We start from the raw sequence: 16,146 nt of genomic DNA, 5'->3' as shown, positions 1-16,146 counted from the left end.
AAGAGATACTTTTTTAGGAGGAATATACAATGGAAGCTAAAATGGAAAAAATCGATGTAAATATCGTTAAATTTGAAGTAAAGGTTGAAGCTGAAAAATTTAATGCTGCTTTAACAAGAGCTTATAAGAAAAATGTTAAGAATTTCAATGTGCCAGGATTCAGAAAAGGTAAAGTTCCTATGAATGTGGTTAAAAAATATTATGGAATAGAAGTTCTTTTAGAAGATGCTGTTAACTTTGCAATAGAAGGATCATACAGTGAAGTATTAAAAGAAAATAATATAATACCAGTTGATTATCCAAAGGTTGATGTAATCGAAGTTGGAGAAGGTAAAGATTTTGTTTACACTGCAGAAGTTACTGTTTATCCAGAAGTTGAATTAGGTGAATACAAAGGTTTATCAATAGAAAAGAAAACTTATGAAGTAACTGAAGAAGAAATTTCAAAGAAGCTTAAAGAAATGCAAGAAAAGAATGCAAGAGTTGAAACTAAAGAAGAGGGAACAGTTGAAAATGGAAACATAGCTGTTATCGACTTCAAAGGATATGTTGATGGGGAAGCGTTCCAAGGTGGAGAAGGAAAAGATTATTCTTTAGAAATTGGTTCTAAGACTTTCATAGATACATTTGAAGAACAATTAGTTGGAGCAAAAGTAAATGATACAGTAGAAGTTAACGTTACTTTCCCAGAAAACTATGGAAAAGAAGAGTTAAACGGAAAGCCAGCTAAATTTGAAGTTACTATAAAAGAAATAAAAGTTAAAGAATTACCAGAGTTAGACGATGAATTCGCTAAGGAAACATCTGAATTTGAAACTATTGCAGATTTAAAAGCAGATATAACTAAGAAGTTAGAAGATGCTAACACTGAAAGATCAGAAAGAGAATTCGAAGAAGCTGTTATTACTGCTGTAGCTGGAAATGCAAAAGTTGAAATTCCAGAAGTTATGGTAGAAAAAGAAGTAGATAAGATGGTTCAAAACTTACAACAAAGATTACAATATCAAGGTTTAAGTTTAGAACAATACTTCCAATTCACTGGAAGCGACGAAGCTAAAATGAGAGAATACATGAAAGCAAATGCTCAAACTAAAGTAAAAGTAGATTTAGTTTTAGAAGCTATAGAAAAAGCTGAAAATGTTGAAGCTACAGAAGAAGAAATAAGAGCAAAAGCTGTAGAAGTAGCTAAGATGTATTCTGCATCTGAAGATGAAAAAATGGTTGACTTATTAATGCAAAGCCAACAAGCTGCATTAAGAGCTGACGTTATTACAAATAAAACAATGAAATTATTACTTGAAAACAATAAATAGTCTTATATTAATTGCCAGAAGAAATTCTGGCAATTATTCAAATATTTCTTTAACAAAATAAAGTAAATTTTATATAATTTTAATATAATTACTTTTAATTAGTTGGATATATTATAAAGTAAGAAGGGTTTTAAAGAGAAAAGGAGGGAAAACAAATATGAGCAATTATGTTCCATATGTTGTAGAACAAACAGGAAGAGGAGAAAGATCTTACGATATATTCTCAAGACTTTTAAAAGACAGAATTGTAATGCTTAGCGGGGAAGTAAATGATGTTACTGCAAATTTAGTAGTCGCTCAATTGCTATTTTTAGAAAGTGAAGATCCTGATAAGGATATTTATCTTTACATAAATAGTCCAGGTGGATCAATAACTTCTGGTATGGCTATTTATGATACTATGCAATATATTAACTGTGATGTAAGTACAATTTGTATCGGTATGGCAGCTTCTATGGGAGCTTTCTTATTATCAAGTGGTGCTCCAGGAAAGAGATTTGCTCTTCCAAATAGTGAAATAATGATTCACCAACCATTAGGAGGATTCCAAGGTCAGGCTACTGATATTGATATTCATGCTAGAAGAATATTAAAGATAAAAGAAACTTTAACTAGAACAATGGCAGAATCAACTAATGGTAAAGTCGATTATGAAACTATGGTTCAAATGTGTGAAAGAGATAATTTCATGAGTGCAGATGAAGCATTAAAAATTGGATTAATCGATGAAGTTATTGTAAAAAATAAAAAATAATTAGTTTTTGGCATTAATAGGCCAAAGTGAGGTGATGTTATGGCTAAATTTGAAGATAAAAAGCAATTAAAGTGTTCATTTTGTGGTAAAAATCAAGATCAAGTAAAAAGGTTAATTGCCGGACCAGGGGTATATATATGTGATGAATGTATAGATTTATGTTCTGACATAATTCAAGATGAATTTGAAGATAATGTAGAATTAGATACTACAGCATTACCAAAACCAACCGAAATCAAGGCTTATTTAGACCAATATGTAATTGGTCAGGATAGAGCAAAGAAAGCATTATCAGTTGCTGTTTACAATCATTATAAGAGAGTTAAAGCTAATATGATAGATGATGATATTGAACTTCAAAAAAGTAATATATTATTATTAGGTCCAACTGGATCAGGTAAAACATTATTAGCACAAACATTAGCTAAATTCTTAAATGTTCCATTTGCAATTGCAGATGCAACAACATTAACTGAAGCTGGATATGTAGGAGAAGATGTTGAGAATATTTTACTTAAATTAATACAAAATGCTGATTATGATGTTGAAAAAGCAGAAAAAGGTATTATTTATATTGATGAGATCGATAAAATTGCTAGAAAATCTGAAAACCCATCTATAACAAGAGATGTTTCTGGAGAAGGGGTTCAACAAGCATTATTAAAAATACTAGAAGGAACAACAGCTTCTGTTCCGCCACAAGGTGGAAGAAAGCATCCTCATCAGGAGTTTATTCAAATTAATACTTCAAATATATTATTTATTTGTGGTGGAGCTTTTGATGGCATAGAAAAAATAATTCAAAAGAGAACAAGAATAAGCACAATGGGATTTGGAGCCGAAATTCAATCTAAAGAAGCTAAAGATGTAGGAGAAACTTTAAAAAATATTCTTCCAGAAGATTTATTAAAGTTTGGATTAATTCCAGAATTTGTGGGAAGATTACCTATGGTTGTTTCTTTAGAATCTTTAGATCAAGATGCTTTAATTAACATTTTAAGTCAACCTAAAAATGCATTAGTTAAACAATATAATAAATTGTTTGAAATTGATAATGTAGAATTAGAGTTTACTGAAGATGCTCTTAAAGCAATTGCAGATGAAGCAATTGCTAGAAAAACTGGTGCAAGAGGATTGAGAGCAATTGTAGAAGATGTAATGATTGATGTTATGTTTGATGTTCCATCGGATGAGAATATAGGCAAAGTTATTATTACTGAAGAAACAATTAAATCCAAACAATTACCTGAGTTGGTAAGATTAGGTGAAAATGAAGTTAGACCAGTTTTAAAAGCTAAAAAAACTAAAAAAAGAAAAGGCATGGAAACAGCATAATAAAACACCTCTAGATTTCTAGGGGTGTTTTCATTTTTCTTTTTATTTGAAAATATAATTAATTACTAGCAATTATGGAATAATAGAACTATTAAAGGTTAATAATACAAATAGAGTTTATAAAAGTGGAGGGAAGAAATTTATGAGTGAAATAATGATAATTTTACAATTCATAATGATGATTCTATTTATAGTATACCTATTTAATAGTAATAAAGCTAATCATTCTAAAACCGTAGTAGTAGATAAAGAAAATAAAAAGGAAATGGAAAAGCTTCTTAAAATGAGAAGAATAAAGTTAACAGAACCTTTAACTGAAAAAAGTAGACCAATTAATTTTGAAGATATTATAGGTCAAGAAGAGGGAATAAAGGCCTTAAAGGCTGCTATATGTGGACCTAATCCTCAACATGTTATTATTTATGGACCACCTGGAATAGGTAAAACAGCAGCAGCGAGATTAGTATTAGAAGAAGCTAAAAAGAAAGAAAAATCTCCCTTTAAACGAGATGCTAAATTTGTTGAGATAGATGCTACAACAATAAGATTTGATGAGCGGGGGATAGCAGATCCGTTAATAGGTTCGGTTCATGATCCAATTTACCAAGGGGCTGGAGCACTAGGTGTTGCAGGTATACCACAACCCAAACCAGGAGCAGTAACAAAAGCCCATGGTGGAATATTATTTATTGATGAGATAGGAGAGTTACATCCTATAGAAATGAATAAATTGCTGAAGGTATTAGAAGATAGAAAAGTTTTTTTAGATAGTTCTTATTATAGTTCTGAAGATCCTAATATGCCTACTTTTATAAAAGAAATTTTTGATAATGGATTACCAGCTGATTTCAGACTTATAGGTGCAACAACTAGAAGTCCTGAAGAAATTATTCCAGCTATAAGATCTAGATGTGTAGAGGTGTTTTTTAGAGGCTTACAAACTGATGAAATAAGGGAGATAGGAAGTAGAGCTATAGAAAGGGTTGGGTTAAAAGCTACAGATAAAGGCTTAGATGTTATTAGTAGACATTGTTCTAATGGTAGAGAGGTTGTTAATTTAGTTCAGTTATGTGCAGGTATTGCTATTAATGAAGATAGAGAAAATATAACTGAAGATGATATTAAGTGGGTAATAGAAAATGGTCAATATACAGAGATACCTGATATAAGAGTTCCTAATGAACCACAAATTGGAGTAGTTAATGGTTTAGCAGTACATGGAGCTAATATAGGTATGTTGATGGAAATAGAGGCTACAGCTAGAAAGGTATCAGAAAGAAGCGGAGAATTAAAAATTTCAGGAATTATTGAAGAAGAAGAAATTACTATGAGTAATAGAAAAATAAAAAGAAAAAGTACGGCATATTCTTCAATACAAAATGTATTAACTGCTTTAAATAATATTTTTGATTTAAAATGTGAACAATATGATATTCATATAAATATACCAGGAGGAATACCTGTAGATGGTCCTTCTGCCGGAATAGCAATTGCTAGTGCAGTTTATAGTGCAATAATAAAAATGCCTATAGATAGCAAAATTGCAATGACTGGTGAAATAAGTCTATTAGGTGCTGTTAATCCTATTGGTGGAGTTAATGCCAAAATATTAGCGGCTAAAAAAGCTGGTGCAATGAAAGTATTAATTCCAGAGGCTAATTGGAATGATAGTTTTTATGAATATGACGGAATAACAGTAATTAAGGTATCACATATTAAAGAAGTAATAGACTTATGTATAATTGAAACTCCAAATTCAAAAATAGATATTTTATCTGCAAAAGGAAAAGAATAATTTAAGAAAATTGCGAAGCAATTTATAGTTAAGGACCTTACGGCCAGTTAAGTTTTTTTGAATAATGCTTAGCTAATTTTAAAAGGATACCCCCTTATTCTAAGAGGTGAATGTATAATTTCCACCTTAACTTTTATTTTGCTTCGTAATTTAGATATTTGGTGTATGAAGTTGAAAAAAGATGTATTTATGTGTATAATGGAAAAGTTAAATGTATTAATAAGATAGTCTTTAGAATGGAGGGGGAAAATGAATACAGATTCAATTTTATTACCGTTAATTCCTCTTAGAGGTATTACTATTTTTCCCAATATGATTATACATTTTGATATTGGTAGAGAAAAGTCTATTGCTTCATTAGAGGAAGCAATGCTACAAGAGGGTAAAATATTTTTAGTTACACAAAAAGATCCAGAAGTTGAGTTGCCAACTGAAAAAGAGGACATGTACTCAATAGGAACTATATGTAAAATAAAGCAAATACTTAAGCTTCCAAAAGGAACTACAAGAGTATTAGTTGAAGGAATAGAAAGAGCTACACTGTTAGAATTTGAAGAAAAGGATAATCATCTTAGGGGGATTATCGAAAAAATATCAGAATCGGAAAAAGAGGTTGAAACTAATGAAGATTTAGCCTTTAGAAATCAGCTTGGTAAGGCATTTGCTGCATATATACATGTGACAGAAGGTGATGATAGTAAAGTTCTTCAAATGATGGAGCAAGAAAAGAATTTAGGTAAAGTTACAGATTTAATTGCAGCTTATATACAACTAGAGGACGAAAAGAAGCAATTAATATTAGAAACTATCAATGTTCATGAAAGAATAGAAAAGCTACTTGTCTTTATCGATGAAGAAATACAAATAATTCAAATTGAAAAAGAGATAGGAAATAAAGTAAAAACTAAGCTTGATAAAAGTAATAAAGAATATTTCTTAAGAGAGCAAATAAAAGCTATTCAAGAAGAGCTTGGAGAAGATGAAGAAAAAAGAGAGATAAATAAATATACCGAACAATTAAAGAAGCTTAAAATGCCAAAGGAAGTTAGAGAAAAAGCAGAATATGAGCTATCAAGGCTAAAATCATCTAACTCAAGTGAGGGAAATAGCATTAGAAGTTATTTAGATTGGGTAGTTGCATTACCTTGGAATAAGTGTACTAAGGATTCTTTTGATATAGAAAAGGCTTCTAAAATACTTGATGAAGAACATTATGGATTAGAAGAAGTTAAAGAAAGAATTTTAGAATATTTAGCAGTGAAGCAATATACTAAATCTTTAAAAGGACCTATTTTATGTTTGGTTGGGCCACCGGGAGTAGGGAAAAGTTCTATAGCTAAATCAGTAGCTAAATCATTAAATAAAAAATTTGTAAGAATTTCTTTAGGTGGAGTTCGTGATGAGGCTGAAATAAGAGGGCATAGAAGAACTTATATAGGTGCAATGCCAGGGAGATTGGTTTATGCCTTAAAAGAGGCTAAAGTAAGTAATCCATTGATTTTATTAGATGAAATTGATAAATTAAGTTCAGACTATAAGGGTAATCCAGCAGATGCATTATTGGAAGTTTTAGATCAAAATCAAAATAAGGCTTTCAGAGATGCATTTATGGAAGTTGAAATTGACTTATCAAATGTTTTATTCATAACAACTGCAAATTCTTTAGATACTATACCTAGAGCTTTACTTGATAGAATGGAAATAATTCAGGTATCAGGATATACTTATGAAGAAAAGTTCAATATTGCTAAAAATCATCTGCTTAAAAGGGCTATGGAAGAGTATGGTGTTGATGAAAAAACAATAAAAATTTCTGATAATACTATAAAAGAAATAGTAAATGGATATACTAGAGAATCAGGGGTTAGAACTTTAGAAAGACAAATTAATAAGGTTATTAGAAAAGCTATTACTGAATTAATTAAAAGTAAGAAAAAGAGTTTAACAGTTTCTACAAGTAAGTTAGAAAAGTATTTAGGTCCAGTTGTGTTTGAATTTGAAAATGAAGAAAAAGATGATAAAATTGGAGTGGTTACTGGACTTGCTTGGACTGCATATGGTGGAGATACTTTACCAGTTGAAGTTGCAGTTATGAAAGGAAATGGTAAACTAGAATTAACTGGACAATTAGGTTCGGTAATGCAGGAATCTGCTAAGGCTGCATATAGTTATGTAAGAGCTAATAGCGATAAATATGGCATACCTGAAGATTTCTACAAGAAAAATGATGTCCATATCCATGTTCCCGAAGGGGCTGTTCCTAAAGATGGACCTTCTGCAGGTGTAACAATAGTTACTGCATTAGTATCTGCTTTATCAAAAAATAAGGTAAAGGGAAATATAGCTATGACTGGAGAAGTTACTTTAACAGGAAGGGTATTAGCTATTGGTGGTGTTAAAGAAAAATGTTTAGCAGCACATAGAATAGGAATTAATACAATTATTTTACCAAAAGAAAATAAAAAGAATGTAGATGAAATACCTGCTTCAATTAAAGGTAAATTAGATTTAATATTTGCTGATAACGTTGAAGAAGTATTACAAAATGCATTAATCGGAGTTGATAAAATTGATAATTAAAAAATCTGAGTTTATTATATCTGCTGTTAAGAGAAATCAATACCCAATTGATGGTAGAAATGAAATTGCCTTTGTTGGAAGATCTAATGTAGGTAAGAGTTCTATAATAAACGCTTTAACAAACAGAAAAAAACTTGCTAAGGTATCTCAAACACCTGGTAAGACAAGGCTTATAAACTTTTTCTTGATAAATGATGATTTTTATCTAGTAGATTTACCTGGGTATGGATATGCTAAGGTATCTAAAAAGGAAAAAGAAAGCTGGGGAAAAACTATTGAAATGTATCTAACAGATAGGGAAGAATTAAAGAGAGTTATACTTTTAGTTGATTCAAGACATAAACCTACAGCTGATGATGTCATGATGTATGAATGGATTAAACACTTTGATTATGATTGTATAGTTATAGCAACAAAGAGTGATAAACTTTCTAATAATGATCTTGGAAAAAGTAGAAAGTTAATAAAAGAAACATTAGGGCTTGGAAGTACAGATAAATTTTACTTCTTCTCATCTTTAAATAAAAAAGGAAAAGATGAGCTGATAAACAATATATTTGAGGATTTATCAGAAGAAGCACAAGCATAAATGAAATAGCTACCCAATAAGGGTAGCTATTTTTTTTATAAAAATTATCACATTTAATAGCTATTTAGAATAATTAGTAGAGAGGGGAAATGTTAGGGAGGCATCAAAATTAAAATTAAGAAATTTTAAGAAAAAAATATCATGAAAAAGATGAAAATGGTGTCAAATAACATTGAGAAGAATAGTATATAGTATAAAAACAAAAAAATCAAATCCTTAGGAGGAATGTTAATATGCCTAGTATGCATGATATGATTGATGAATTAAATGACATTGAATGTCCAAGCTATCCTCCAGTAGATCAAGGCTGTAATGGCTTTGGAGGTAATGGTAATTTAGGATGCGGCTTTGGAAGCTGGATCTGGATATTATTAATTTTATTCTATGCTGGACAAGGTGGATGTGGCGGATACGCTGGAAACACTGGATGTGGATGTAACACAAGTAGTAATTGTTGTTGCGCAGGAAATACTGCAAATAATGGTTTCTTTGGTGGATTAGGAAATTGTGGTGGAGGATATTTATTCTTGCTAGTTATCCTATTCTTATGTAATGGTAGCTTTGGATGCGGAAATAACGCAGTACCTTATGCTGGCCTAGTATAATTTAGTAGGAAGGAGGAATAGTTATGTCAAAGAAAAAACACAATAAATGTTGTTGCCAAGAATGTTGTTGTGAACCTTGTTGTTGTGAACCTTGCTGCAATAATGCTGTAGCAAATAATGCAGGAGGATGTGGAAATATATTTGGTGGATTAAATAATTGTGTAGCACCAATTATATTCTTATTAATTGCTTGTGGTTCAGGACTTCTTAATAACAACTGCTCATATCTAATAATCTTATTATTCTTACTATGTGGTGGATCCTATGGTAGCCTATTTGGAGGAAATAATAACGTAGGAAACAACTGTTGCTGTGAAAGTAACTGCTGCTGCTAGTTAAGAGGATGGAGGGTCTTATGACCCTCCAAAAAAATGTCCTAAATTATAAACATATATTATTTAATTACATATAATGGAGTAAAGAAATTAATTGGAGGAAATTATATGTCTAAGCGTAAGCATAAAAGCAGAGCCGATACTAGGCGTGAAGCTGCAAATGAAAATAGAAATAATGCGAATATGAATAATAATGCGAATATGAATAATAGGCAAACATATAATAATGGACCATTTGGAATAAATCCTAATCAATTATTAAGCAGCATGTTTGGTAATATAGACATGAATCAAATAAACAGTTTATTACAGTCTATGAATACACAAGGATTTGATTTTAATAATTTGAATTTAGGAAATTTAATGGGGTCTATGAATCCGATGGGAAGCTCCATGAATCAAAATTCTAATGGAAGGAATTTTGATAAAGAATCAGATAATTATGAAGAGGAAGCTAGTGAAGTTGTTAATAATGATATATTAGATGGGAAAATTGATAGAAATGATGAAAATATACAAATGTTAAAGGCTATTAGGAGTATTGTAAATGGAGAAAGAGGAGCTTTTATAGATAAGATAATTTTGATGTATAATGATGGAGCGTTTGATGAGTAATATTAATAATAAGTGAATAAAATTAAGAGAAAGGTTAATACTATTACTGTACCGGAGAGTATTCTCCTATAGCAAATGAAGAGAAATCTTCATTAAAGCTAAACCCCCCCATCCCCCTTTTAGGCCGCTTTTATAGCGGCCTTTTATTAGTACTTAATTATTGAAGAGATTTTATATTCGTCTAATTCGTCTAACTCAGCTTTTACATGTAGAGTAAGTTCTTCTATTTTTTTGTTTGAATCAGTAAAATTAACTTTTTCAAAAGAAAGAATCCAATATAGTGCAGTAGCTTTTCCTGAGTCATCCCATGAAATATCGTAGAAATAGCCTTTTTGAAATGAATATCTGTAAGTCGATTTATCTAAGTTCCACAATATACCTAATTCTTTGCTAGGAATATATGAAGTAAATATATCTGGTGCATCATCTAACTCATAATCAGCTTCAACAATATTTATAAGTGTTTGTATGTTTCCAAGAGACGGAATTTTAGGATTGCTAAATGTAATATCTTTTAAAGAGTGTGAATTTAGTATATATCCGTTGGTACCTTTGTCGCCAGTAGTGGAGTTTGTTGTATAGATCTTGGGCGTTCTTGAATTATTATAGTCGAGAATTCCTAAAATGTTATTTTGAGAAAATATTACTTCTTGAAACATAGTATCTACCCATTGGAATATATAAAAAGTAGGTTTGTTATTTTTAAAACCACTAATAATCAATTCAGGGATTTTGTTTCTATTTAAATCTAAGTATGAAATATTTATATTACAGGAAGAGGTTATATCTAATAGAGAGTAATCAAATTCATTGCTTTTTAATAATATTTCTCCAAAGGAATTTTTTATTTTTATAGAATATGTTGAATTGGTTGATATAACGGTTAATTGATCATTTTCACCATCACAATCAAAGTCATATTCTTTAGTATCGTCAAGAGTTTTATTAGAGATAGTTTGCGTATTTTTAGAATATGTATTACTTATAATATGTATACTTGTACATATTATAAAAATAGCAACAATTAATGCTATAAAAAAATTCTTTTTTAATTTTATAAAATTGAACATAGTATCACCTCAGTTAAGTATATGTTGATATGAGGTAATAAATACGTATATAATAAAAAAAGCCAGTAGATATTCTACTGACATTCTTTACATAAGCCATAAAAGAAAAGCTTATTCCATTTAACTTTATATTGAGTATTTTCTTCAACCATTTTATTTAATGGAGAAAAATCAACATCGTGCAAATCATCTACTTTACCACAAGTAATACATTGTATATGACCATGCTCGCTGCAATTACCATCATATCTAAAATTACCTTCACCAACATTTAATTCTTGTACAAGTCCAATTTCTACTAGAGTTTTTAAGGTTTTATATACAGTGGCTAAACTCATAGTAGGGTAACTTGGTTGTAAAGATTTATAAATAGTTTCAGCTGAAGGATGTTCACTAGTGCTTTTTAAGTATTGATAAACAGCTAGTCTTTGGGGTGTTAATTTAAGCTTTTTTTCTTTAAAGGTTAGAATTATATCTTCCATAAGGTACACCATCCTATATTTATTTAATAACATTATATTAAAAATTATAATTATTTGTCAATAACATTTATTAATTGATAACTTAAACTTATTAAAATTTCATTGTAAAATTATATACATTATGATATTTTATAAGAAGAGTAAGAATTAATAATTACATATTTAATACATTAATTATTAATTGTATAAAATATAATTTATAATTAATGTTGATATAAGGAGGATAAAGTATATGGCAAAATATAAAGTAGGCGATGAACTATTAATAATTAATGATCCAAACGCTGAAAATGAAAAATTAAAGTCTTTAACTAAGTTAACAGTTGATGGAGATTATGCTCAAATTTCTTGGGGATTAAAAATCATAAAGGTTGAATACGATAAACCATATGTTACATTAACATATACTAATGTTGATGGAGAATTAAATAAAGTATTTGCTGAGTGTAGAGATATTGAAAACTTCGATCAACAAAAAGTTTTAGAAAAAGCTTTATTAAAAGCATTCCAAAACGAAATAATTAAGATATCAGTTGTTAAAAACTCTGCAGTAAAATAATTTTAATATGAGATATTTAAATATCAATTTCTTCTATGGAGAAATTGATATTTTTTTATCAAAAAAATATAAAAATATTGATTTAATGAGAAAATATGTTATATTATAAATAAATAGTATAAACATTATAAAAATGGGATAAGGGTTTATTTATGTATAAATATGTTATATAATAGCCTTGTGATTTCGTTTACAGATAAGGTGGGGGTATGGGTTATGAGTAAATGTCCATTTTGGTCAAGCAAGAAGGAGAGGGTAAGTTGTAGTAATGAGTGTCCAATGAGTCCGGGTAGAAACAACGATGAGCTTTGTCCTTTTGTAGAACATTTAGTTGGAGAAAAGGTTATTTTTAAAGAAATTATTGATGATGATTTTATATATTCGCAAGATTCAAATTTCGAATATATGATTCCATCCTATGTTGGATATAAGGATGAATAAGTATAATAGTCACTGAAGTAAAAAGGTATCAGTGACTATTATTTTTTAATGATTATTTTCCATTAAAAGTTCTTGTTTTAAGTTCCAAAGCTTTTGAGAAAGATCTACATAATAAGTATGAGGGTTTTCAAATCTTAAAATTTCAGGCCATAATTTAGATATTTCTTTTTTAGAAAAATCTTTAATTTCTAATACTGAAGGTGAAGAGTATACTTGTTCACCTTTTTCAAAAATCTGAACTAATAATTCTTTTGCATAGAAGTTATTTATCTTTTTTCTTTTCCATGTATGAATCGGATCGAATATTTCAAGTTCTGAATTTTCATCAATACTTTCATTGTTTAGAGAAATAATGTCAGCTATTGCAGTGTGATTGTTTTTATCAAATAATCTGTATACTTTCTTGAATCCAGGATTAGTTATTTTTTCGCTATTTTCGCTAATCTTTATTTTAGGAATTATTGTTGAGTCTTTTTCAACAGCGACAAGTTTATAAACACCACCAAATACAGGTTCAGATTTAGCTGTTATTAATCTTTCACCAACTCCAAATGCATCTATACAAGCCCCTTGTGAAAGAACATCTCTGATTATATGTTCATCTAAAGAATTAGATACAATTATTTTACAATCGCTATAGCCAGCAGCATCAAGTATTTTTCTACATTTTTTAGTTAAATAAGTTATATCTCCAGAATCAATTCTTATTCCTTTTGGTCTCTTGCCAAGAGGTTTTAAAATATTATCAAAAACCTTAATAGCGTTAGGTAGTCCTGATTTAAGAACATTATAAGTATCTATTAATAAAGAGCAATTATCAGGATATGTTTGTGCCCAGGCTTCAAAAGCTTCGTATTCAGTATCGAATAGTTGAACCCAGCTATGAGCCATTGTACCAACTGCTGGCACATTGAAGTATTTATCGGCAATTGTACATGCTGTAGAATCACAGCCACCTATTATAGAAGCTCTTGCACCATATATAGCACCATCATAACCTTGTGCACGTCTAGAGCCAAATTCCATAACAGTTCGTCCATCAGCAGCTCTACAAATTCTATTTGCCTTAGTAGCTATTAATGTTTGATGGTTTATAGTTAAAAGTATCATTGTTTCAACAAATTGAGCTTGTACCACAGGACCTCTAACTGTTACTAAGGGTTGATTAGGGAAAACAGGGTTTCCTTCAGGTATAGCCCAAACATCACATTCGAACTTAAAGTTTCTTAAGTAATCTATAAATTCTTGTGAAAAAATATTTTTTTCTTCTAAATATTTAATATCTCCTTCAGTAAATGATAAATTATTTAAATATTGAATAAGTTGATCAACTCCGGCCATAACACAGTATCCACCACCATCAGGTACTCTTCTGAAATACATATCAAAATATGCTATTCTATTTTGTACTCCTTTATTAAAGTATCCATTAGCCATTGTTAATTCGTAAAAATCTACAAGCATTGTAAGATTTCTTTCGTTAGTAACGTCAAATCTCATTAAATTTTCCATTTTTATCTCCTTTATTGAAAAATACCTAAAGATATTGTACATCTATATATAAATTATTACAATATAGTTATTTGTATTATAATAGTGGTAATAATTAAAGTATATTAAATTTAAGGAGCACATATGAAGATAGAGTTAGACAATTACCAAATGAAAGCAATAAATACTAAGGATAAAAATGTATTGGTAGTAGCAGCTCCTGGAAGTGGGAAAACAACAGTTATAATAAATAGGGTCAATTATTTAATTGAAGAAAGAGATGTAAGAGTTGGAAATATAATTGTTATAACATTTACTAGAGCAGCTGCTGAAAATATGAGGTATAGATATAAAAATATTTTTAAAAAGGATATTGCACCCTTTTTTGGAACCTTCCATGGGTTGTTTTATAAGATTTTATTAAGAGAAGGATTTGATATAAAAATAATAGATGGTGGTAAAGGGCATGGGATAGTAAAAAATGTATTAGGAAAATATTTTGATGATGTAAATGATGATAAAGTTAGAGATGTTTTAAATAATATATCATTATTCAAAACATCATTAGGAAAGTTAGAAGATTTTTCTCCGTCAATATCTATGGAAGTTTTTAAGGAATGTTATGAAAAATATGAGGAACAGAAAGAAAAGGAAAAACTTTGGGATTTTGATGATTTGTCTGTAAGAGTAATATATTTATTAAAAAGTAATTTAAATATATTAAAAAAATATAGAAGTTTGTTTAAATATGTTCTAGTTGATGAGTTTCAAGATTGTGATGAGTTACAAATAGAGTTTTTAAAAATGATTAATGATGAAAATGAGTTATTTGCAGTAGGGGATGAAGATCAATGTATATATTCTTTTAGAGGTTCTAAACCAGAGTATATGGTTGAATTTGATAAATCATTTCTTAATGGAAAAAAAGTATATTTATCAACAAATTATAGAAGTAAAAAAAATATAATTGATATATCTAAGAAGTTAATTACTAATAATTTAGGAAGAAATAATAAGGAAATATTATCTTTTGAATCAGAAAAAGGAATTATTAGATTTATAAAGCCATACAATGAGTTTCTGCAAGGTGAAGAAATTGTTAATATTATTAAAGGTTTTATTGGGGAAGATTATAGTAATAATGCCATATTGTATAGGACTAATATGGAAGCTAGAAGTTTAATTGACACCTTTACAAGAAGAAAAGTTCCTTTTGTTTTATTAGATAAAGGATATAATTTTTTTGAACATTTTATATGCAAAGATATTATAAATTATTTAATGCTGTCTATAGATCCTTATAATAAGGAGGCTTTCAGTAATATAATAAACAAACCTTTTAGGTATATAAGTAAAAGTAATTTAAGTTATGTGGGAACTTATAAAGAGTATAAGAATGTGTTTGATATTCTTATAGATAAAAGTGATACTGCACCGTTTCAAGCTAAGAAGTTAGATGATTTAAAAAAGGATATTGCATATTTGAATAAAATTTCATTAGGAAGTGCTGTGCAATATATAATATCTTCTCTTGGATACATTGATTATCTTAGAGAATATTCAAATAAGTATAATCAAAATTTTAATGATTTAGAAGATGTATTAGAAGAGTTTAAAGGTGCAATAGAAGGGTTTAGAAGTATAGCAGAATTTTTATCACATGTACAAAATGTTAAAGAAGAAATAGAAAAAAGCAAAGTGGTTCAAGATGGAGTAATTTTAAGTACAATACATGGTGTAAAAGGTATGGAATTTAAAAATGTATTTATTATTAATTGTATGGAAGAAACTATTCCTCATAAGTCATCAATTGAAGAAAATTTAGAAGAAGAAAGAAGACTTTTCTATGTTGCAATAACTAGGGCTATTAAAAATCTCTATGTATTTTCTCCTAAAACTATAAGAGGTAAATTTAGTGATGTATCAAGATTTGTTTTAGAGAGTGGTTTAGAAGAGGAGAGTAATTTAGTTGATTATGGGATTAAGAAAGGAGATTCTATTTTTCATAGAGAATATGGAGATGGAAAAGTTAAATCTATATCCGGGGATAAAATAACCTTAGAATTTAAAAATGATATTGATAGAAGTTTTTCTTTAAGAATATTAATGGAAAATAACTTAGTAATATTAATTAAATAACTTTAATTAATATTTTATAAAATTGGTAATAATAAAAATGTAA

15 protein-coding genes are annotated in these 16,146 nt (G+C 29.0%); 12 read left to right on the top strand and 3 right to left on the bottom strand.

What is annotated here, in order from left to right:
* Nucleotides 1-29 precede the first annotated feature (29 nt).
* The 9 genes from tig (at nucleotide 30) to I4V51_RS12905 (ending at nucleotide 9,921) form a co-directional block, all read left to right on the top strand.
* A complete protein-coding gene (tig, locus tag I4V51_RS12945; protein ID WP_195988853.1) occupies nucleotides 30-1,313 on the top strand; it encodes a trigger factor in 1,284 nt (427 codons plus the stop codon).
* A gap of 157 nt (nucleotides 1,314-1,470) precedes the next feature.
* On the top strand, nucleotides 1,471-2,067 hold the full coding sequence (gene clpP / locus I4V51_RS12940; protein ID WP_195988852.1) for an ATP-dependent Clp endopeptidase proteolytic subunit ClpP: 597 nt from the start codon (nucleotides 1,471-1,473) through the stop codon (nucleotides 2,065-2,067).
* Nucleotides 2,068-2,106: 39 nt separating this feature from the next.
* Nucleotides 2,107-3,402, top strand: a complete 1,296-nt coding sequence (gene clpX, locus I4V51_RS12935; protein WP_195988851.1) for an ATP-dependent Clp protease ATP-binding subunit ClpX — start codon at nucleotides 2,107-2,109, stop codon at nucleotides 3,400-3,402.
* A 142-nt stretch (nucleotides 3,403-3,544) separates the two neighbouring features.
* Nucleotides 3,545-5,197 (top strand): ATP-dependent protease LonB, encoded by a 1,653-nt coding sequence (lonB, locus tag I4V51_RS12930; protein WP_195988850.1) that lies wholly within the window; start codon nucleotides 3,545-3,547, stop codon nucleotides 5,195-5,197.
* A 249-nt stretch (nucleotides 5,198-5,446) separates the two neighbouring features.
* Nucleotides 5,447-7,777: an endopeptidase La gene (gene lon, locus I4V51_RS12925; protein WP_195988849.1), complete on the top strand. Its 2,331-nt coding sequence runs from the start codon at nucleotides 5,447-5,449 to the stop codon at nucleotides 7,775-7,777.
* Nucleotides 7,767-8,366: a ribosome biogenesis GTP-binding protein YihA/YsxC gene (gene yihA, locus I4V51_RS12920; protein ID WP_195988848.1), complete on the top strand. Its 600-nt coding sequence runs from the start codon at nucleotides 7,767-7,769 to the stop codon at nucleotides 8,364-8,366. Before lon ends, yihA begins: the two co-directional genes overlap by 11 nt.
* Before the next feature lie 242 nt (nucleotides 8,367-8,608).
* Nucleotides 8,609-8,971, top strand: a complete 363-nt coding sequence (locus I4V51_RS12915) for a hypothetical protein (protein ID WP_243281506.1) — start codon at nucleotides 8,609-8,611, stop codon at nucleotides 8,969-8,971.
* Between the two features lie 23 nt (nucleotides 8,972-8,994).
* Entirely contained in the window at nucleotides 8,995-9,306 is a 312-nt protein-coding gene (locus tag I4V51_RS12910; protein ID WP_195988846.1) for a hypothetical protein, read from the top strand.
* 108 nt (nucleotides 9,307-9,414) lie between these two features.
* Nucleotides 9,415-9,921, top strand: a complete 507-nt coding sequence (locus tag I4V51_RS12905) for a hypothetical protein (RefSeq protein WP_195988845.1) — start codon at nucleotides 9,415-9,417, stop codon at nucleotides 9,919-9,921.
* A gap of 146 nt (nucleotides 9,922-10,067) precedes the next feature.
* Here I4V51_RS12905 and I4V51_RS12900 read toward each other — a convergent pair whose 3' ends face one another.
* Nucleotides 10,068-10,991 carry a hypothetical protein gene (locus tag I4V51_RS12900; protein ID WP_195988844.1) on the bottom strand — a complete coding sequence of 308 codons (924 nt, stop codon included), beginning with the start codon at nucleotides 10,989-10,991 and terminating at the stop codon, nucleotides 10,068-10,070.
* Nucleotides 10,992-11,065: 74 nt separating this feature from the next.
* Entirely contained in the window at nucleotides 11,066-11,473 is a 408-nt protein-coding gene (locus I4V51_RS12895) for a Fur family transcriptional regulator (protein WP_195988843.1), read from the bottom strand.
* A 232-nt stretch (nucleotides 11,474-11,705) separates the two neighbouring features.
* On the opposite strand from I4V51_RS12895, the gene I4V51_RS12890 reads away from it, so the two are divergent.
* Both I4V51_RS12890 and I4V51_RS12885 read left to right on the top strand, forming a co-directional pair.
* Nucleotides 11,706-12,032: a hypothetical protein gene (locus tag I4V51_RS12890; RefSeq protein WP_195988842.1), complete on the top strand. Its 327-nt coding sequence runs from the start codon at nucleotides 11,706-11,708 to the stop codon at nucleotides 12,030-12,032.
* Nucleotides 12,033-12,248: 216 nt separating this feature from the next.
* Nucleotides 12,249-12,473 (top strand): hypothetical protein, encoded by a 225-nt coding sequence (locus tag I4V51_RS12885; RefSeq protein ID WP_195988841.1) that lies wholly within the window; start codon nucleotides 12,249-12,251, stop codon nucleotides 12,471-12,473.
* 45 nt (nucleotides 12,474-12,518) lie between these two features.
* On the opposite strand, the gene I4V51_RS12880 is transcribed toward I4V51_RS12885, so the two are convergent.
* Nucleotides 12,519-13,985, bottom strand: a complete 1,467-nt coding sequence (locus I4V51_RS12880) for a nicotinate phosphoribosyltransferase (protein ID WP_195988840.1) — start codon at nucleotides 13,983-13,985, stop codon at nucleotides 12,519-12,521.
* A 123-nt stretch (nucleotides 13,986-14,108) separates the two neighbouring features.
* Here I4V51_RS12880 and I4V51_RS12875 point away from each other — a divergent pair, with 123 nt between their 5' ends.
* The gene (locus I4V51_RS12875; protein WP_195988839.1) at nucleotides 14,109-16,103 is read left to right on the top strand and encodes an ATP-dependent helicase; all 1,995 of its coding nucleotides are present in this window, start codon (nucleotides 14,109-14,111) and stop codon (nucleotides 16,101-16,103) included.
* The last annotated feature ends 43 nt before the right edge of the window (nucleotides 16,104-16,146 follow it).

Origin of the sequence: Clostridium sp. D53t1_180928_C8 (assembly GCF_015667795.1) — a bacterium.
GTDB lineage: Bacteria > Bacillota > Clostridia > Clostridiales > Clostridiaceae > Clostridium.
This window is presented reverse-complemented; position numbering and strand designations above follow the sequence as displayed.

Excerpts from the sequence above, each read along its gene's own strand:
- I4V51_RS12880 (WP_195988840.1), bottom strand. The coding sequence starts at position 13,985 with ATGGAAAATTTAATGAGATTTGACGTTACTAACGAAAGAAATCTTACA.
- clpX (WP_195988851.1), top strand. The coding sequence starts at position 2,107 with ATGGCTAAATTTGAAGATAAAAAGCAATTAAAGTGTTCATTTTGTGGT.
- I4V51_RS12915 (WP_243281506.1), top strand. The coding sequence starts at position 8,609 with ATGCATGATATGATTGATGAATTAAATGACATTGAATGTCCAAGCTAT.
- I4V51_RS12910 (WP_195988846.1), top strand. The coding sequence starts at position 8,995 with ATGTCAAAGAAAAAACACAATAAATGTTGTTGCCAAGAATGTTGTTGT.
- I4V51_RS12885 (WP_195988841.1), top strand. The coding sequence starts at position 12,249 with ATGAGTAAATGTCCATTTTGGTCAAGCAAGAAGGAGAGGGTAAGTTGT.
- lon (WP_195988849.1), top strand. The coding sequence starts at position 5,447 with ATGAATACAGATTCAATTTTATTACCGTTAATTCCTCTTAGAGGTATT.
- I4V51_RS12890 (WP_195988842.1), top strand. The coding sequence starts at position 11,706 with ATGGCAAAATATAAAGTAGGCGATGAACTATTAATAATTAATGATCCA.
- tig (WP_195988853.1), top strand. The coding sequence starts at position 30 with ATGGAAGCTAAAATGGAAAAAATCGATGTAAATATCGTTAAATTTGAA.
- I4V51_RS12875 (WP_195988839.1), top strand. The coding sequence starts at position 14,109 with ATGAAGATAGAGTTAGACAATTACCAAATGAAAGCAATAAATACTAAG.
- lonB (WP_195988850.1), top strand. The coding sequence starts at position 3,545 with ATGAGTGAAATAATGATAATTTTACAATTCATAATGATGATTCTATTT.
- I4V51_RS12900 (WP_195988844.1), bottom strand. The coding sequence starts at position 10,991 with ATGTTCAATTTTATAAAATTAAAAAAGAATTTTTTTATAGCATTAATT.
- I4V51_RS12895 (WP_195988843.1), bottom strand. The coding sequence starts at position 11,473 with ATGGAAGATATAATTCTAACCTTTAAAGAAAAAAAGCTTAAATTAACA.
- clpP (WP_195988852.1), top strand. The coding sequence starts at position 1,471 with ATGAGCAATTATGTTCCATATGTTGTAGAACAAACAGGAAGAGGAGAA.
- I4V51_RS12905 (WP_195988845.1), top strand. The coding sequence starts at position 9,415 with ATGTCTAAGCGTAAGCATAAAAGCAGAGCCGATACTAGGCGTGAAGCT.